This window comes from Aeromicrobium sp. 9AM (assembly GCF_902506105.1).
Lineage (GTDB): Bacteria > Actinomycetota > Actinomycetes > Propionibacteriales > Nocardioidaceae > Aeromicrobium.
Window position 1 is genome coordinate 520,339 of the sequence record NZ_LR733303.1, and the last position, 17,199, is coordinate 537,537.

22 protein-coding genes are annotated in these 17,199 nt (G+C 69.0%); 8 read left to right on the forward strand and 14 right to left on the reverse strand.

Features of this window, described 5'->3' with window-relative positions; translation table 11 throughout:
- Positions 1-23 precede the first annotated feature (23 nt).
- Complete coding sequence (locus BOSE46_RS02625) at positions 24-1,337, forward strand: HNH endonuclease signature motif containing protein (RefSeq protein ID WP_159537996.1); 1,314 nt, start codon at positions 24-26, stop codon at positions 1,335-1,337.
- A 635-nt stretch (positions 1,338-1,972) separates the two neighbouring features.
- Here BOSE46_RS02625 and BOSE46_RS02635 read toward each other — a convergent pair.
- Together BOSE46_RS02635 and BOSE46_RS02640 are read right to left on the reverse strand one after the other, a co-directional pair.
- A complete protein-coding gene (locus BOSE46_RS02635; protein WP_159538000.1) occupies positions 1,973-2,476 on the reverse strand; it encodes a DoxX family protein in 504 nt (167 codons plus the stop codon).
- A 30-nt stretch (positions 2,477-2,506) separates the two neighbouring features.
- Positions 2,507-3,199: a pyrimidine reductase family protein gene (locus BOSE46_RS02640; protein ID WP_159538002.1), complete on the reverse strand. Its 693-nt coding sequence runs from the start codon at positions 3,197-3,199 to the stop codon at positions 2,507-2,509.
- A gap of 106 nt (positions 3,200-3,305) precedes the next feature.
- Here BOSE46_RS02640 and BOSE46_RS02645 point away from each other — a divergent pair, with 106 nt between their 5' ends.
- Positions 3,306-3,644, forward strand: coding sequence for a UBP-type zinc finger domain-containing protein (locus BOSE46_RS02645; RefSeq protein ID WP_159538004.1), 339 nt, complete (start codon positions 3,306-3,308; stop codon positions 3,642-3,644).
- On the opposite strand, the gene BOSE46_RS02650 is transcribed toward BOSE46_RS02645, so the two are convergent.
- On the reverse strand, positions 3,641-3,817 hold the full coding sequence (locus tag BOSE46_RS02650) for a hypothetical protein (protein ID WP_159538006.1): 177 nt from the start codon (positions 3,815-3,817) through the stop codon (positions 3,641-3,643). The genes BOSE46_RS02645 and BOSE46_RS02650 overlap by 4 nt on opposite strands.
- A 96-nt stretch (positions 3,818-3,913) precedes the next feature.
- Here BOSE46_RS02650 and BOSE46_RS02655 point away from each other — a divergent pair, with 96 nt between their 5' ends.
- Positions 3,914-4,240, forward strand: coding sequence for a nuclear transport factor 2 family protein (locus BOSE46_RS02655; protein ID WP_159538008.1), 327 nt, complete (start codon positions 3,914-3,916; stop codon positions 4,238-4,240).
- A gap of 1 nt (position 4,241) precedes the next feature.
- Here the strand turns inward: BOSE46_RS02655 and BOSE46_RS02660 are convergent, their stop codons facing one another.
- Positions 4,242-5,849, reverse strand: a complete 1,608-nt coding sequence (locus tag BOSE46_RS02660) for a Na+/H+ antiporter (RefSeq protein ID WP_159538010.1) — start codon at positions 5,847-5,849, stop codon at positions 4,242-4,244.
- A gap of 21 nt (positions 5,850-5,870) precedes the next feature.
- Positions 5,871-6,290 carry a hypothetical protein gene (locus BOSE46_RS02665; RefSeq protein WP_159538012.1) on the reverse strand — a complete coding sequence of 140 codons (420 nt, stop codon included), beginning with the start codon at positions 6,288-6,290 and terminating at the stop codon, positions 5,871-5,873.
- Positions 6,291-6,320: 30 nt separating this feature from the next.
- On the opposite strand from BOSE46_RS02665, the gene BOSE46_RS02670 reads away from it, so the two are divergent.
- Entirely contained in the window at positions 6,321-7,268 is a 948-nt protein-coding gene (locus tag BOSE46_RS02670; protein ID WP_159538014.1) for a GNAT family N-acetyltransferase, read from the forward strand.
- Here BOSE46_RS02670 and ykgO read toward each other — a convergent pair whose 3' ends face one another.
- The 9 genes from ykgO to BOSE46_RS02715 all read right to left on the reverse strand — a co-directional run bounded on the left by ykgO (position 7,269) and on the right by BOSE46_RS02715 (position 14,599).
- Entirely contained in the window at positions 7,269-7,391 is a 123-nt protein-coding gene (gene ykgO / locus BOSE46_RS02675; RefSeq protein WP_159538016.1) for a type B 50S ribosomal protein L36, read from the reverse strand.
- Between the two features lie 58 nt (positions 7,392-7,449).
- Entirely contained in the window at positions 7,450-7,860 is a 411-nt protein-coding gene (gene arfB / locus BOSE46_RS02680; RefSeq protein ID WP_159538018.1) for an alternative ribosome rescue aminoacyl-tRNA hydrolase ArfB, read from the reverse strand.
- Positions 7,850-8,464 carry a PadR family transcriptional regulator gene (locus BOSE46_RS02685; RefSeq protein ID WP_159538020.1) on the reverse strand — a complete coding sequence of 205 codons (615 nt, stop codon included), beginning with the start codon at positions 8,462-8,464 and terminating at the stop codon, positions 7,850-7,852. The genes arfB and BOSE46_RS02685 overlap by 11 nt, the downstream gene beginning before the upstream one ends.
- A 154-nt stretch (positions 8,465-8,618) precedes the next feature.
- Entirely contained in the window at positions 8,619-9,050 is a 432-nt protein-coding gene (locus tag BOSE46_RS02690; protein WP_159538032.1) for a CBS domain-containing protein, read from the reverse strand.
- 76 nt (positions 9,051-9,126) lie between these two features.
- Positions 9,127-10,044, reverse strand: coding sequence for an inositol monophosphatase family protein (locus BOSE46_RS02695; protein WP_159538034.1), 918 nt, complete (start codon positions 10,042-10,044; stop codon positions 9,127-9,129).
- A gap of 49 nt (positions 10,045-10,093) precedes the next feature.
- Entirely contained in the window at positions 10,094-11,080 is a 987-nt protein-coding gene (gene rsgA / locus BOSE46_RS02700; protein WP_159538036.1) for a ribosome small subunit-dependent GTPase A, read from the reverse strand.
- A 27-nt stretch (positions 11,081-11,107) separates the two neighbouring features.
- The gene (gene aroA, locus BOSE46_RS02705) at positions 11,108-12,385 is read right to left on the reverse strand and encodes a 3-phosphoshikimate 1-carboxyvinyltransferase (protein ID WP_159538038.1); all 1,278 of its coding nucleotides are present in this window, start codon (positions 12,383-12,385) and stop codon (positions 11,108-11,110) included.
- Between the two features lie 114 nt (positions 12,386-12,499).
- Positions 12,500-12,985 carry a DoxX family membrane protein gene (locus BOSE46_RS02710; RefSeq protein WP_159538039.1) on the reverse strand — a complete coding sequence of 162 codons (486 nt, stop codon included), beginning with the start codon at positions 12,983-12,985 and terminating at the stop codon, positions 12,500-12,502.
- 42 nt (positions 12,986-13,027) lie between these two features.
- On the reverse strand, positions 13,028-14,599 hold the full coding sequence (locus BOSE46_RS02715; protein WP_159538041.1) for a sigma-70 family RNA polymerase sigma factor: 1,572 nt from the start codon (positions 14,597-14,599) through the stop codon (positions 13,028-13,030).
- 126 nt (positions 14,600-14,725) lie between these two features.
- Here BOSE46_RS02715 and BOSE46_RS02720 point away from each other — a divergent pair, with 126 nt between their 5' ends.
- From BOSE46_RS02720 to rsrA, 4 genes are all read left to right on the forward strand, one after another.
- Positions 14,726-15,379: a hypothetical protein gene (locus BOSE46_RS02720; RefSeq protein WP_159538043.1), complete on the forward strand. Its 654-nt coding sequence runs from the start codon at positions 14,726-14,728 to the stop codon at positions 15,377-15,379.
- Positions 15,380-15,414: 35 nt separating this feature from the next.
- Positions 15,415-16,146 (forward strand): SOS response-associated peptidase, encoded by a 732-nt coding sequence (locus BOSE46_RS02725; RefSeq protein ID WP_159538045.1) that lies wholly within the window; start codon positions 15,415-15,417, stop codon positions 16,144-16,146.
- A 122-nt stretch (positions 16,147-16,268) separates the two neighbouring features.
- Entirely contained in the window at positions 16,269-16,898 is a 630-nt protein-coding gene (locus BOSE46_RS02730) for a sigma-70 family RNA polymerase sigma factor (protein ID WP_159538047.1), read from the forward strand.
- Positions 16,895-17,167 (forward strand): mycothiol system anti-sigma-R factor, encoded by a 273-nt coding sequence (gene rsrA / locus BOSE46_RS02735; RefSeq protein ID WP_159538049.1) that lies wholly within the window; start codon positions 16,895-16,897, stop codon positions 17,165-17,167. Before BOSE46_RS02730 ends, rsrA begins: the two co-directional genes overlap by 4 nt.
- Positions 17,168-17,199 lie beyond the last annotated feature (32 nt).

Here is a 17,199-nt window from a genome sequence, read left to right on the forward strand (position 1 = left end):
GCTCTTCGTTCTTGAGGTGTGTCGTGTCGGTTGCTCCGGTCGTGTCGCTCCCGCACCCGTTGGTGGGTGCGGTCGAGCAGATCGAGAGCGCGCTGGACCGTATGCCGTTGGCTGCCTGGGCTGGTCTGGAGCCAGCTGAGGTGCAGGGGCTGGTGGAGCGGTTGATGCGGGTCGAGGCCCGGGTCAAGGCGCAGCAGGCTGCCGGGACCAGAGCTCTGGACGCGTCGGGTCTTGCCAAGTCTCGGGGTGCGTCGTCGACCGGCGCGATGCTGGCCGGCGCGTTCGGTGGCGACAGGCGTGCTGGTGACCAGATGGTCAACATGGGCAAGGCGCTGGAGTCCGCGTCTCGGACTGAGGACGCGTTGGCTCGTGGTGAGATCGGCCCGTTGCAGGCGGCGATCATCGCAGGAGCTGTGGCGGACTTGCCCGACGACACCACCCCGGAGCAGAAGCAGGCGTGCGAGGACACACTGATCGGCGACGCCGGGCGATACAACCTGAAGGACCTGCGCAACCGATCGAGGCGGATCACGGACCAGTTCAAACCAGCACCGGAGGTCGACCAGATCGAGAACCAGGACTTGGAACGCCGCGAGGAGGACGCGTGGCGGCGGGCCGAGTTCTGGATGGTCGACAACCGCGACGGCACCCATCGGGGTGGGTTCGTTCTTCCTGACGCGCAGGCCGACATGTTGCGCACCGCGATCGAGGCGATCAGCGCACCGCGCCGCGACCATCTGCACGACGATTCGCCGGCCGCGGAGTCGTACTACGACCGCGACCTGGCCCACCGGCACCGTCTCGGCATGGGATTCGCCGAGCTGTGTGGCCACCTGCCCGCTGACCAGCTCCCCGGCAAGGGCGGACTCGGCGCCACCCTCATCGTTCGCCTGGACCACGAGACCTTGGTTGACGGCATCAAAGCCGCCACCTTGTCCACCGGCACCCGGTTGTCTGCCGGGCAGGCCCGGCAGATGGCCTGCCGGCTCGGCATCATCCCTCAGGTCTTTGGTGGCAAGTCCCTCCCGCTCGATCATGGGCACGAGCAGCGCACCTTCACCAAGACCCAACGCCAGGCGTTGGAGAACCGCGACGGCGGCTGCACCTTCCCCGAATGCGACAGGCCACCCGAATGGTGCGAAGCACACCACTGGAACACCAGATGGGCCGACGGCGGCGAAACCAAACTCGAGGACGGCGTCCTGGTCTGCCCGTTCCACCACCGCACCATCCACGACACCGCAACCGCGATCCGGATGTCACCCGTCGACGGTCACCCCGAATACCAACCACCCGGATCCAAGGTCTGGAAGAGGAACCACAGATGGCGACCTTAGGCGCGGTCACCGATCCAGTGACGAGCAGCTACCCGACGGGACTCTTCGTCCCGTGCGACGCGCTGCGCAGAAGGCCGGTCGCCGTGGGCTCCGCCGTCGGCAACGGGATAAACTGCACAGCCTTCGACAGCGGATTGATGGATCACCATGGAACTGAACAGCGCATCGTCCGCCTCCTCGGCGCCGCCAACCGTGCCTGTTTGGTCCATCGTGGTTTGTGGGCTGGTGCTGGCGCTGTATGTCACATTTCATTGGCGGTTCAGGACCGGATGGAGCTTGAGTTCCGACACCCTGCTTGGCCGGCCGGTAAAGCGCCATTTGGTCATTGGCATGGGCTTCACAGCTTTGCCTGGAATATTCATGATGGCGAGCGGGACAGTTTTGCTTCTGGTCGGTCGAGTGTGGCGAGGCTCTCACAGCTGGGTCTTCGGATACACAGTCCTCAGTTTGGGCCTGGTGTTGTTGGGATCGTTTGTCTGGTTCGTGAAGGAGTTCTTACGGCCCACGAGGCGACGCACCCCCGATTGGCTCAAGCACGACGAGCAGTGGCAGGTCATGTCCGGTCGACGCTAGGCATGCGGACCGGGCCGTGGCTGGTCTTCATGAATTTCTGGTGTGTCCGCTCGCCACGTGGTTCAGTCGGCTCGGGACGGCCGCCAGCTCGTGACGAGCATGCCCGCCGCGCCGACGACTCCAGCGGCGGCGGCGCCCAGGCCGATCGCGATGCCGTCGAGGTCCAGGTCGAGGGCGTGGTCGAGCGATGCCTGCCCGCCGCCGAGCACGGCGAGGGCGGTCAGCGCGAAGGCGAACGTCATGACGTACTCGTAGCCCTCACCCTCGCGGAAGATGAAGAAGCCGTTCTTGCGGTGCACCGTCACGAACGCGACCGTCATGATGCCGATGCCCGCCGCTGCGGCGAACGGCACCAGGAAGCCCACGAGCAGTGCGGCGCCCGCCGCCAGCTCGAGGTAGGAGCTGACCGCTGCGTGCACCTTCGCAGGACGCAGGCCGATGCTCGCGAACCAGCCGGTCGTGCCCTTGAGCCCGCCCGGCCCGAATCCGTGGTTCCAGCCGTGGGCGATCAGCACGACTCCCAGCGGGAGTCGGAGGATCACAGCGGCGACGTCGAGCTCGTTCATGGGTCTCCTTGGGTGCGTGCGTCCGACAGCCTAGGGGCGGGCGCGGACCCACCTGGTCAGCAGGCCGCCGTCGCCCTCGATCGCGTGCCCGAAGGTCATGGCGTGGTGCGCGGCGTCGTGGCCGTGGGCGATCCGCGGCGCGTGCCCACCGGCGAGGACCGGGGCGATCGTGAGGCACAGCTCGTCGACGAGGTCCAGCCTGACCAGCTCGCCGTGCAGGCTCGGCCCGCCCTCGCACAGCACCCGGCGCCATCCACGCTCCGCGAACTCGGCGAGCACCGCGGTCCAGTCGATGTCGCCCTGACCGGCCGCGATGACCTCGATCGTCTCGCGGAGCGTCGCGACCGCATCGGGCTCGGCGTCGGCCGTCGTCACCACGACGATGCCGGGGCGCAGGAGCGCCGGCGGGATGCCGAGGCTGCGGCTCACCAGCACCATGGTCGGCACGGGGGACAGGCCGAGCCGCATCCGCAGCTCGGTGTCGACGCCGAAGTCCTCGTAGCCCTCGTCGCGGGCGGTGCCGGCGCCGACCACGATGACGTCGGCGAGCGAGCGCAGCAGCGCGAACACCTGCGTGTCGGTGTCACCACCAAGAGTCCCCGACTTGCCGTCCTGGCCCGTCGCAGCGCCATCGAGTGTCGACACGAAGTTCGTACGCACCCACGGCCGGTCGCTGTCGGGGTACGCGTAGAGGCGTTCGAGCTCACCGGCGTCGAGGGTCATGGCAGCAGCCTACGAAACCCGGCGCCACGATGCCCGGCTGTGCTGCCATGGCGCTTCCCGTTGTGGGTCGAGTTCCATCTCGACTGAGAGTTTGTAGGCTGGCCGCATGGAAGACGTCAACGTCTCGCAGGCGCCGTCGGGTGACGGCTGCGCCGAGTGCCTGGCCGATGGCGGCTGGTGGGTGCACCTTCGCCGGTGCGCCGCGTGCGGGCACGTCGGCTGCTGCGACACCTCGCCGATGCAGCACGGCACCAAGCACTTTCAACAGACCGGCCATCCGATCATGCAGTCGTACGAACCGGGCGAGGACTGGTTCTGGGACTTCCGGACCAACGAGGCGCTCGACGGCCCGCAGCTCGCCCCGCCACACCATCACCCGGAGGGCCAACCAGTCCCGGGACCGGCCGGCGCCGTCCCGGTCGACTGGCGCGCGCAGCTCAACTAGTCGGTCGGCTTGGTCTCCGGCTCGGGCTCGGGCGCACCGCCAGGTCCGGGATCGCCACCAGGCAGCACCTCGGGGAATGCCGGGTCCGGCAGCTCGGGGGCCTTGGGCTCGCTCTCTTCGTCCTCCCCGGGTCCGGTCGGCTCCTGGTCGGGTTCTGGCGGGGCAACGGTCATGCTTCCTCCTGGTCGGCGGTGTGCCGAAGGCGTACCCGCGACAGGTGGCCCCAATCGCTGGCACGATGAACGTGCTGACGTACGAAGGGAGCTCCCATGACCACCGACGGACTGCCACAAGCGGTTGCCGACTTCTTCGAGGCGACCAACGCCGACGACCGCGACCGGTTCCTGGCGGCATTCGCCGACGACGCGGTGCTCGACGACTGGGGTCACCTCTACGCCGGCAAGGACGCGATCGCGGGCTGGAACGAGACCGACAACATGGGCGTCTCGAGCCACATCGACGTGACGGGCTTCGAGCAGCGCGACGGGTCGTACGTCGTGTCGATCCAGGTGACCGGCAACGGCTACAACGGCGGCGGCTCGATGACGTTCACGCTCGATGGTGACCGCATCGCCCGCGTCGTCATCGCCGGCTGAGTCACTCCGGGCCGCGCAGGCCGCCATCGCGTGCGTCACGGGCGAGCCGCAGGCTCCGCTCCTCGCTGTCGAGCACGGACTCGAGGCGCAGGTAGATCGCGCCGTCGATCTGCTGCTCGTCACGCAGCGTCGTGAGGGCGTCGCGCTGCGCGGCGAGCAGGTCGAGCCGCAGATCGGTCTCGAAGTCGAGGAAGTCGCGCACCGTCGCGGCGCGACCTTCGTCGTCGGGAGCCGGGACCGTCGCCCGCTGCTTCTCGAGGGAGTGGCGGATGCTGTCGATCACCTTCTGCTGGTGCGGCGTCTCCGCCGAGGCCTCGCCGAGCCGGTCCAACGAGACGGCGATCAGCGCGTGGCGGGCGAGGTCGTGCTCTCGCGCGGCCGCGTCGTCGGGGTCGTAGCGGGCCCAGCGGATGACGCGTGGCAACGTCATGCCCTGGACGACGAGGGTCAGCAGCACGGTCCCGCCGGTCACGAAGATGATGAAGTCGCGCTCGAGGAACGGTTGACCCGCGTCGGTCCTCAACGGCACGGCGAGGGCTGCCGCAAGTGAGATGCCGCCGCGTACGCCGGCCCACATCGTCGGCACGCGACGCCGGTTGTCGACCCGGCGAGCCCGCTGCGACGGGCGTCTGTCGATCGTGCGGATCAGGATCGTGGAGGTGAAGGACCAGACGATCCGGCTCAGGACGACGGCGAGCGTCGCGACTGCGACCGCCAGGACGCCGTCGCGCAACGTGTGGGACTCCAGGGCTTCGGTGGCCCTGGGCAGCTCGATGCCGACGAGCACGAACAGTGCGGCGTTGAGCAGGTAGGACGTGAGACCCCAGAACGAGTACGTGCGCAACCTGCTCTCGGCCGAGATGAGTCGCGGGGCATAACGCGCCACCGTGAGGCCGCAGACCACCACCGCCAGAACGCCCGACACGTGGAGCTCCTCCGCCGGCAGGAACGCCATGAACGGCGTCGCGACGCTCAGCACCGTGCCCAGCATCGGGTCGTGGAGGTAACGGCGCACGAGGATCACGATCCCAGCCACGGCGACCCCGATCGCGATGCCGCCGGCGTACGAGAGCACGAGGTCGAGCCAGATGCTGCCCCAGTGCACCCGCTCGCCGCCGACCGCGACGTCGACAGCCGCGGCGACCAGCACGAGCGCGGTCCCGTCGTTGATCAGGCTCTCCGCCCGGAGCATCGTCATGAAGCGCCGAGGCAGCATGTACGCGATCGCCGCCACCGCAGCGGCGTCGGTCGGCGCCAGCACCGCGCCGATGATGAACGCCGTCGGCCAGTCCGTGTCGTTGAACTCGTGCAGCGCCCAGGCGACGACCGGCGTCGTGAACAGCACGAGCCCCACGGCGAGCAGCACGATGACCCGCAGGTTGGCCCGCACCTCGCGCAACGACGTGGTGAGCGCCTCCCAGTAGAGCAGGGCGGGCAGGACGATCGTGAGGATCAGCTCGGGCGCGAGCTCGACGTCCTTGATGTGCGGGACGAGGCCGATCGCGAGCCCGCCGAGCAACAGGATCGGTGGCTCGACCAGGCCGAAGCGCCGGCAGAGCGCGCCGAGGACGAGGATCGCGACCAGGACCACGACGAGGGGCTCGAGCACGGCACCATCGTTCCAGATCGGTCAGGCCACGGTGCCGGAAAGCAAGGCGTCGCGGCGGGTCCACGACCAGTGCAACGCGATGACCGAGAACGCGAGGGTGATGAGGTTGATCGCGGCCTCGATGACGCCGCCGGCGCCGGTCGCGTAGATGCCGTTCTCCAGGTCGTACAGGACGTCCATGCCGAACAGGTACATCCCGGCGGAGCCCGCGGAGATCAGCCAGAGCAACGCCGTGGGGGAGCGCCGGTTGAGCGCCACGAGGGCCAGCACGCACGTGAGCCCGAGCCAGGCATCCGCGAGCGGGAAGGCATTCTCGAACTCGACGTATGCCCGGGAGGTGTCGCTCTCGATCCACGAGCGCTGGGTGAACCAGATGCTCCAGTACGCCACGTCGATCGCGACCGCGATGACGAGCATGATCCGGACGCCGCGAACAGTCATGGCGGTCAGCGTAGACCGGCGATTGGTTGAATGGACGGCATGTTTCCCGAAGGACTCACGACCCGTCCCCTGACGATGGGCGACGCGGCAGCCGTCGCCGACGTGATCCGGACGTGCGAACGGCACTTCGTCGGTGAGGCGTTCCTCGACGAGGGCGACATCGTGGGCATGTGGTCGACGCCGGGCATCGACCTCGCCGTCGACTCACTGGGCGTCTTCGAGGGCGACGTCCTGATCGCCGGCGCGATGGTCGACGACCGCCATCACCTGGTGGTCGAGGTCCTGCCGTCCCATCTGAGCCTTGGCCTCGGCACGGCGCTGGCGGACTGGGTCGAGCACCGGGCGCGGACGCGCGGTCTTGCGTACGGCGAGCAGGAGACCGCCGTCTCCGACGCGGACGCCTCAGCTCTGCTGACCCGCCGAGGCTACGTCTCGACGCATCGGGACTGGGTCCTGCGGATGGCAGCCGACGCGGAGCTGATGCACCACGAGCTGCCGGGCGACGTCACGATCGGCCCGCTCGAAGAGGCGGACGCGCCCAGCGTGCACACCGTCATCGAGGACGCGTTCGAGGAGTGGGAGGGCCGCATCCGGCGCTCGTACGAGGACTGGCGCACCGTGATGCTCGAGCGCGACGGCACTGATCCGGAGCACTTCCGGGTCGCGAAGGCCGGCGGCGAGGTCGTGGGTGCTGCCATCGTGCACGACAGCGACGGCACGACCTGGATCCCGCAGCTCGCGGTGCGAGCCGATCGTCGCGGTGAGGGGATCGCGCAGGAGCTGCTGGCGCAGGCGTTCGAAGCGGGTCGGAGTCGCGGTTGCGCGACGGGCGAGCTGGCGACATCTGAGCGCACCGGGGCGCTCGGGTTGTACGAGCGGCTGGGCATGCGCGTGGTCGCGGAGTTCCAGACCTGGCGGCTGGACCTGCAGGACAACGCAGGACCGGCGCCCTCCGAGGAGGACGCCGGTCGGCGCTGATCAGCCCTGGCGGGCCTTGAGGCGCGGGTTGTTCTTGTTGATCACGAACGTGGTGCCGTGGCGGCGTACGACCTGCGAGCCGGGCTGGTTCTTGAGCGACCTGAGCGAGTTGCGGACCTTCATGTCTGATCCTTTCGTGTGGGCCAATCCCACACACATGACAACGATTGTCAGGTAGGGACTATTCCCACGACCCTGAACGGCCCTGCTTGATCGAGCTGCGGCGCTTCTTGGCGTCGAGCCGGCGCTGCTTCGAGGCCCGGCTGGGCCGGGTGGCGCGGCGCGGCTTGGGCGGCACGATCGCCTGGGACACGAGGTCCTCGAGGCGTACGCGCGCGGCTTCGCGGTTGCGGTGCTGCGAACGGTACTGCGACGACACCACCGTGATCGTCCCGCCGACCAGCCGGTTGCTCAGCCGCTGGGCGGCGAGCTCCTTCTGGGCGGGGGAGAGCGCGGTGGTGTCGGTCAGCGACCAGATCAGCTCGACGCGGGTGTCGGTCGTGTTGACGTGCTGGCCGCCGGCGCCCGAGGAGCGGGAGAACCGCCAGGTCAGCTCGCTCTCGGGCAGGGAGAGGCGTCCGTTATGACTCATCGTCCGCAAGTATGCGGTACATCGCCTTCCGGGCGTCCTCGACCACCGCGGTGGCCTTCTCGCGCTGCTCCGGGGTGCCAGCCTGCGCGACCTGCTTCCAGGCATTGATGAATCCCTTGAGGCTGTGGGCGAAGTCGCGCATGTCGTTGGCAGGATCGCCCTTGGCGTCCTCCCACGGCGTGCCGAGCTGCTCACGGTTCTCCTCGACGTACGTCGTGCCCTCGTCGGTCAGCGTCGCGGTCTTGCGACCCTCGACGCGCTCGAACGTGATGAGCCCTTCGTCCTCGAGCTGCTGGAGGACCGGGTAGATCGAGCCGGGGCTGGGGTTCCAGCTGCCGTTCGACCGTTCGCCGATCTCCTGGATCAGCTGGTAGCCGTGCTGCGGCTGCTCGCTGAGGAGCAGGAGTGCCGCGGCGCGGACGTCGCCGCCCCGTCCGCCACGACGGCGACCACGGGGGCGGCCGGGACCGCCGAAGCCGGGGCCGAAGCCCATCTCGCGGCCGAAGCCGGGACCAAACTCACGACCGAAGTCGCGCTCGGGGTGGTGCCTGCCGCGTCGGCGATCGGCCGGGCGGCGCTGTTCTGAGAAGTCATTGCTTCGCATGGGGATGACCCACTTTCTGTCTTTCGATCGACTACCGATCGGTTGTCGATAGCTAAACGATATATCGCTAATGGATCGAATGCAAGCGCGGGCTCGTGAGAACGTGAAAATGCCCGGTCTCCGAGGGGAGACCGGGCACTGACTGCGGGCGGACTCAGCCGCCGGCGACGTAGTTGTTGAGCTGGTCGCGCTCGAACTCGAGCTGCTCCATGCGGTACTTGACCGCGTCGCCGATGCTCACGACGCCGACGATGGCGCCGTCGTCGATCACGGGGATGTGGCGGACGCGGTGCTCGGTCATGATCGTCATGAGCCCGCCGAACGAGTCCTCCGGCGCGCACAGCTGCACGTCGGTGGTCATGATCTCCGCGACCGTCATGTCTCGTGCGTTCTCGACCGTGCGGAGCTTGCGGACGATGTCGCGCTCGGACACGATGCCCAGCATCGCCTTGCCGTCGTCGCTCACGATCAGGGCGCCGACGTTGAGCTCAGCCAGCACGTCGAGCAGCTCGCGCACCGTGGAGTCGGGGGTGATGGTGTAGACAGCGTCGCTTCCCTTGGAAGCCAGGACATCGCTCACGCGCATACGGGACACACTCCTAGTCTCTTTCTCGCAGCGTAGTCCCGGTTCGCCCCCAACGGGGAGATTCCCCTGCGGGCGATCAGGGAGAGTCCTCGACCTGCTCCCGCGTGAAGTCGAAGCTGCGCACGTTGTCTCGTTCCGGTTCCGGTTCCGGTTCCGGCTCGTCCGTCCACGACTCGTCGGGCGGTCCCTGGTCGGGGAAGTGGCCGAGATAGGCCATCGCGGCGTCGTGCAGCCGGCCGTTGGTCGCCAGGGCGTTGTCACCCCACGGTCCGGGCTGGCCCGCGAGGCTCGTGAACGTGCCGCCGGCCTCCCGCACCACGATGTCGAGTGCCGCCATGTCCCAGATCTTGAGCTCGGGCTCGGCGGCGATGTCGATCGCGCCCTCCGCGAGCAGCATGTAGGACCAGAAGTCGCCGTACGCGCGGGTGCGCCAGCACCGGCGGAGGAACGCCGTGAACGCATCCGCCTTGCCGATCGCGTCCCAACCACCCAGCGAGGCGTACGAGAGCGAGGCGCTGTCGAGGTCGGAGACCTGGGAGACCCGGATCTCGCGCGATGCCATGAGTGACTTGCCGGTGTAGGCGCCGGTGCCCTTGCTGGCCCACCAGCGACGGCCGAGCGCGGGTGCCGAGACGCAGCCGGCGACGATCTCGCCGTCCTCCTCGAGCGCGATGAGGGTCGCCCACACGGGGACGCCGCGGACGAAGTTGGAGGTGCCGTCGATCGGGTCGATGATCCAACGCCGACCGCCGGGCCCTGACGTGCCCTCGACCTCGCCGTTCTCCTCGCCGAGCACGATGTCACGGGTGCGCGCCGACTTGAGGGTGCGCCGGATCGCGGCCTCGACAGCCTCGTCGGACTCGGTCACGTACGTCATGTCCGGCTTGGTGTCGACCTGCAGATCGATCGCGCCGAAGCGGTCCATCGAGAGGTTGTCGGCGTTGTCGGCGAGCACGTGAGCGAGGCGCAGATCGTCGTTGTACGAGTGAGCCATGGCCCTCAGAGTACGGCTTTGAGGCGCCGAAACGCCCTGCGGCTGGCCGTCAGTAGTCGTCCTTCTGGTTCATGCTCGCGAGGATGCGACGGAACGACTCCACCCGTTCAAGTGAGAGCGTTCCGTCGGCGACAGCGATGTCGAGGGCGCACTCGGGCTCGGTCGCCGAGTGCAGGCAGCCTCGCGGGCAGTCGCGGGTGACGTCCTGGAGGTCGGGGAACGCCTTGATGAGGTCGTCGATCTCGACGTGTGCGAGGCCGAACGACCGGATGCCGGGGGTGTCGATGATCCAGCCGCCGAACGGCAGCTCGAGGCTGATGGCCGACGTCGACGTGTGCCGCCCTCGCCCGGTCACCGCATTGACGTAGCTGACCGAGCGGTTGGCGTCCGGCACGAGCGCGTTGACCAGCGTCGACTTGCCGACCCCGCTGTGGCCGACCAGGACGCTGACCCGGTCGCGCAACGCCTCGCGGATGTCATCGAGGTCGCCGTCACGGCGCGTCACCACGACGCGTACGCCCAGGGGCTCGAACATCGCGACGATCTCGTCGGGGGAGCCCAGGTCGGACTTGGTCAGGCAGACCAGCGGTTCCATGCCCGCGTCGAACGCGGCCACGAGGCAGCGGTCGATCAGGCCGGCGCGGGGCGGGGGATCGGCGAGTGCCGCGACGATCACGAGCTGGTCGGCGTTGGCCACGATGATGCGCTCGATCGGGTCGTCGTCGTCCGCGGTGCGGCGCAGGACCGTGCGGCGCGGGGTGACCTCGACGATCCTGGCGAGCGAGCCCTCGTCGCCGGTGACATCGCCGACGACCCGGACCTCGTCGCCCACGACGACACCCTTGCGGCCGAGGTTGCGCGACTTCATCGCGGTCACGGTCCTGCCGTCATCGTCGAGAGTGACGGTGTAGCGGCCGCGGTCGATCGTCACGACCCGGGCGGTGTCGGCGTCGTCGTAGTTGGGGCGGATCTTGGTGCGCGGCTTGGTGTGCCGGCGCGGCCGCTCGAACTGCGCGTGCTCGTCCTGCTCCCTCATGTGGCCACGTCCATCATCTCAGCGCGCTCATGACATCAGGCGTTCCCAGACCGGGGCGAAGTTGGGGTACGTCTTGACCGTCGTCACGACGTTCTCGACGAAGAGCTCAGGTGTGCGCAGGCCCAGGATCACGCCGGCGTGGGCCATGCGGTGGTCGTTGTACGTCTGGAATGTCTCGCCGTGCAGCGGGCGAGGACGGATCAGCAGGCCGTCGTCGAGCTCCTCGGCGTCGCCACCGAGCCGGTTGATCTCGGTGACGAGTGCCTTGAGGCGATCGGTCTCGTGACCCCGCAGGTGCGCGACGCCGACCAGGGTCGACGGCCGCTCGGCGAGGGCCGCGATGGCTGCCACGACCGGGGTCAGCTCGCCGACGTCGTGCAGGTCGAGCTCGACGCCGTTGAGCACCGGGCCGGCGGCGAAGACGAGGTCGGCACCGTCCTGCTCGACCGTGCCGCCGAACGCCGGGACGATCGTCCGCCAGGCGTCTCCGGCCTGGTCGGTGTCGACGGGCCAGTTGCGGATGCGGACCCGGCCGCCGGTGACGAGGGCGGCGCCGATGAACACTCCGGCGTTGGACAGGTCGGGCTCGATCTCGACGTCGAGGGCGCTGATCGGGCCCGGGTGCACGTGCCACCGGTTGGGCTCGTCGGTGTCGACGCGTACGCCGCGGCGGCGCAGCTCGGCGACTGTCATGTCGATGTGCGGCATCGACGGCAGGGTGGCGCCGGTGTGCCGCAGCTCGAGACCCTTGTCGAAGCGCGCGCCGGCCAGCAGGAGGGCCGAGACGAACTGGCTGGACGCCGACGCGTCGACCTCGAGGGCGCCTCCGGTGACGTGACCGGCTCCGTGGACCGTGAACGGCAGTGCACCGCGGCCGTCGTCGTCGACCTGGATGCCGAGGTCGCGGAGCGTGGCGATCGTCGTGCCCATCGGGCGGACGCGGGCGTGCTCGTCACCGTCGAACGTCACCGGTGCCGTGCCGAGGGCCGCGAGCGGAGGGACGAAGCGCATGACGGTGCCGGCGAGGCCGCAGTCGATGTCGGCGGGCTCGGTGCGATCCCACGCCGACGGCGTGATGGTCCACGTGACGCCGTCGCGCTCGATCGTTGCGCCGAGCGTCGTGAGCGCGCCGAGCATCAGCGTCGTGTCGCGCGACCCGAGCGGCCGGGTCAGCACCGACGGCCCGTCGGCGAGGGCGGCAAGGATCAGGATCCGGTTGGTCAGCGACTTGGAGCCGGGGACCAGCACCTCGCCGTCGAAGGGCGTGTCACGGTAGGGCGCGAGCCAGGGCAGCGGGGCAGTCATCACCCCCAGCCTATCGGCGCGACGCCGGCGGTTTACCAGGAGAACCTGGTAAACCACCACTTCTCCGGGCAGATGTGCCCGGAGAAGTGATGGGTTGCCTGGTGAAGTGCGGCGTCAGCTGCGCAGGTGGTCGATCTGGTCGTGCACCGACGCGGCGGCGTCGACGACCTTGTCCTTGGCGCGACGGCCGATGAACTTCTTGTGCGGGTCGGGGTCGAGCGTCGCCATGAGCAGCCCGCCGGTCATCGACACGTTCTTGAGGAAGTGGATGCGCTGGTTGGCGCGGGCGCCCGGGTCGGTCTCGTTCCAGTAGGGGTGGCCGGCGAGGGTCGTGGCCGGCAGCGTCGCGGCAAGGCCCAGGGCGGCGAGCCGCGGGAACCGGCCGGTCGCGAGGGCAAGGCCGGCGGCGAGCTGGGCTGCGCCGTTGAACCGGGTCAGGTTGGATCCGTTGACCGGGAGCTCCGGCGCGAACTTCTTGATGCGGTCCGCTGTCGCCTGGGCCTTCGCGGCACGCGGACCGGGATCCTTGAGCGCGGTCGCACCGCCGTAGATGAACATCGAGGCGAGCATGGGACGGGCCACCGTACGCAGGAGGGTCATGCCTCATTCATACCCGACTGCGCAGCAGAGGCAAGCGCAGCGTCAGCCCAGTGGCCAGAGCCCGGCCGCGAACGAGGCGGAGTCGTTGCCGGGCGCAGGGTCGCCGGGCGCGGAGACGGAGATCGTGCCCCCGGACTGGATCAGGTCGCGCGAGCTGGCGACGAATGTCGTGCCGCGGCCCGCCGCGAGCCGGGTCGAGCAGGTCAGCGTCCGGAGCGACTGGTTCGGCGCGGCGTTCCCGCAGCTCCACCCGGGGCTGATGACACCGCCGACGTGCACGGCGTGCTGGAACTCCAAGGTCACGGTCACGGTCTCGGGACCCGGACGCCCGGTGTTGGTCGCGCCGATGTCGACCGAGATGTGTCGCTCGAGGAGGGGCAGCAGCTGGCTCGTGACCCGGACCGAGGCGATGCCGTAGTCGGTCGGCGCGATCGGTTCGACGGCTGGCGCAGTCGGTTTCGGCGGAGGCTCGTTGGATGGTTTCGGGTCTGCCGGCTTGTCGGTCCTCACCGCGGCGGGCGCAGCAGATGTCGGCCGCGGGGTGGGGGCAGGGGCCGGGGTCGTGACCACCGGCTCCGGCTCTGGCGAGGACTTCCGCGGGGCCGTCGTCTCGGACGGCTTCGGGGTGCTCGTGCGAGGCGCGGCCGCCGGCGCGCGGTCGTCGGCGGTGGTGCCGAGCTCATTGGCCACCACGACGGCACCGACCGTGGCGACTGCGACCACGGCCGCCGCCACGACGCCCTGCGTGCCGGCCCCGGTGACGGCACTGCCGGCGGCCTTCGCCGGAGCCATGGCGGCTTCGACGACCGCGCTGATACCGGTCGCGGCCGCACCAGCGCTCACATAGCCGGCGGCCGCCGAGCCCAGCAGTGCCGGGCCGAGGATCCCGGAGAGATTGGAGTTGATCTCGGCCAGCTCGAGGTAGAGCCCGGTGCACCGGCTGCACTCGTCCAGGTGCGACTCGACACGAGCGGAGTCGCGGGCGGAGAGACCCTTGCGGACGTACGAGCCGAGCAGGCTCGTGGTGGTGCGGCAGCTCGCGTGCAGGGTCGGCGCCAGGTGGTTCTGCAGGTACGCCTGACGCAGTCCTTCACGTGCGCGATAGGCCAGGGCGGAGACGCTGTTGGCACTCATCCCGAGCAGCGGCGCGATCTCGGCGGGCTTCTGGCCCTCGACGTCGAGGTGCCACAGCACGAGCTGCCACCGTTGGGGCAGCGACCCGAACGCCGCTGCTGCTGCCGCCTGCTCGAAGCGCATCTCGGCGGGGTCGACGAAGGCGACCGTGCGGTCGAGCTCGGACTCGTCGGCCGTCGGCCTGACCCGCTTCCTGCGGCGAGTGCCGTCGATGTGGATCCGGCGGATCGACGTCAGCAGGTACGCACGGAAGAACTCGTCGGGTCCCTTGCCGGCCTGCAGGAGGGTGAGCACCCTGGTGAACGACTCGGCGACGAGATCGTCGGCGTCGGGCCCGGGGACGAGGTGCGCGGACAACCGCCTCGCAGCCTCGCGATGCCGGTCGAAGAGCTCACCGTACGCGTCGGTGTCGCCGCTGCGTACGGCCGCGATGAGCTGGGCGTCGCTGGCCTCGAAGCGTGTGGTGCTGATGTCTGACACGGTGTCCCTTCCGACCAGCACAACGACCCACCCGCGAGGCGGTCACGAATCTCTCGCGTAACCGCGTCATGTGCGCACGTCCGGTGCGTCTCACATGTGTCCGAACGAGGAAGGGAGGGGTTCTTCATGCTCAGCTCGGGACTGGATGACGTGCTCCTCGCCGAAGCCGTACGAGAAGGCCGTCCGGACATCGCCGATGTTGCACTCGAGGTGGGAGCGAGTGCAGCGCGGCTCGGCATCCCGCTCCATGAGGTCGTTGACCACGTGGAGCGGGCCTTTGCCGGCCGTGAGCCGTCGTACGCCGTCACGCGGGCGGCGGTGCTGGCGTGGGCCGACGAGGCGCTGGTCCTGCACGCGGACACCTCGTGCGAGGACCCGCTGACCACCCTGGCCACCACGCCGTACGTCAGGTCGCGGCTCGGGGAGGTCTATCGCGGAGCCGAGCGCGACGGGCACCTCGTCGCCGACCGGGCCGCCCTCGTCGTGGTCGAGCTGCCTCGCGAACGCTCAGGCAACGAGCTCGAGCAGTCGCTCCGTGCCCTCGACGTCGCCGAAGCCATGCGGACGGTGTTCGCGGGTGACGAGACCGTGGCACAGACCTCGCCGCGCCGGTTCGTCGCACTGGTCGGCCGCGAACGTGCCGATGTGTTGACGATGAACCTGCTGCGCATCCTCCTCGAGCGGGTCTTCCGGGGCCCGATCCAGTCCAGGCTGTGGGTCGAGGAGCTGCCCCCGTCGGTCGACGGGATCGCCCGCGTGCTGGCCGGTCTCGCCGAGTAGGCGACGGTGTCGGTGCCACCGCATACGCTGGTCGCATGTGTGGGCGATACGCAACGACTCAGACCTCGTCCTCGCTCAACCAGGCGTTCGAGGTCGACCTGGCCAACTCCTTCGTCGAGCTCGAGGCCGACTACAACATGGCGCCGACCAAGCTCGCGCCGCTGATCATCGGGCGACGTCCCGAGGAGCTGGCCGCCGATGCGCCGCCGCAGCGCGAGCTCATGACCGCGCGGTGGGGCCTCATCCCCAGCTGGGCCAAGGACCCGTCGATCGGCAACCGCATGATCAACGCCCGGTCCGAGACCGCGGCCGAGAAGCCCGCGTTCAAGAAGGCATTCGGCAAGCGGCGCGGACTCGTGCCGGCCGACGGCTACTACGAGTGGTACGCCGGTGAGCCTCGCGAGGGTGAGCGCAAGCCCAAGAAGCAACCGTTCTACATCACCCCCAAGGACCACTCGGTGCTCGCGATGGCCGGGCTCTACGAGTTCTGGAAGGACCCCGCGACCGACGAGTGGGTCACGAGCTACACGATCCTCACGACGAGCGCCGAGGACGACATGGGGCACATCCACGACCGGATGCCGCTGTTCCTCGAGCCCGACGCCTTCGACGCGTGGCTCGATCCCGCGCCCAAGCCGCCCGAGCAGCTGCTCGAGCTGCTGATACCGGCAGCACCGGGTCGTCTCGACGCCTTCCCGGTCTCGACCGAGGTCAACAACGTCGCCAACAACGGGCCGGACCTGATCAAGCCGCTGCCCCCGGAATAGCGGGTGCCTCCAGACGGTTGAACACCGCAGGAGGTTCGATGCTGACATACGCAGATCACGGGCTTGAGAGGTCGATCACGCCCCTCGGCAAGCCAGTTGTGCCCGGAGTAGGCTGGGAGGCGATGACCGTCACCGGCGAGACCCCTGAGAGCGCCGACCCGCGCGAGACCGAGACCTCGGAGCAGCAGCAGGCGCGCTTCGAGGTCGACGCGCTGCCGTTCCTCGACCAGCTCTACTCCGCTGCGCTGCGAATGACCCGCAGCCCGCACGATGCCGAGGACCTGGTCCAGGAGACGTACGCCAAGGCGTTCAGCGCTTTTCACCAGTTCAAGCCCGGCACCAACCTCAAGGCTTGGCTCTACCGCATCCTGACCAACACCTACATCAACTCCTACCGCAAGAAGCAGCGCCAGCCGCAGCAGGTCACGGACGAGATCGAGGACTGGCAGATCGCCCGGGCGGAGTCGCACGGGTCCAGCGGCCTCAAGTCGGCCGAGATGGAGGCGCTCGAGCACCTGCCCGACAGCGACGTCAAGGACGCGCTGCAGGCACTGCCCGACGACTTCCGCTACGCGGTCTACCTCGCCGACGTCGAAGGTTTCCCCTACAAGGAGATCGCCGAGATCATGGACACGCCGATCGGCACCGTGATGTCGCGGCTGCACCGAGGCCGTCGCATGCTGCGCGAGATGCTGGCCGACTACGCCCGCGATCGCGGCATGGCCGTCACGGGAGCAGGTGACAAGTCATGACCGAGCCGTGTGAAGGTCCCGACTGCGAGAAGGCACTCGAGAACCTCTATCTCTTCATCGACCAAGAGATCGACACCGCGAGCTGCGCCGAGATCCAGTCGCACATCGATGGCTGCTCGGACTGCCTGAGCGAGTACGACCTCGAGCGGGTCGTCAAGTCGCTGGTGTCGCGGTCCTGCTCCGAGGTGGCCCCCGAGCCGCTGCGCGAGAAGGTGCTGTTCTCGATCCGCAAGGTGCACCTCGAGATCACCGAGCGCAAGACGATCTAGACACGTCGGCAACGAAGAAATCCCCGTCCGAT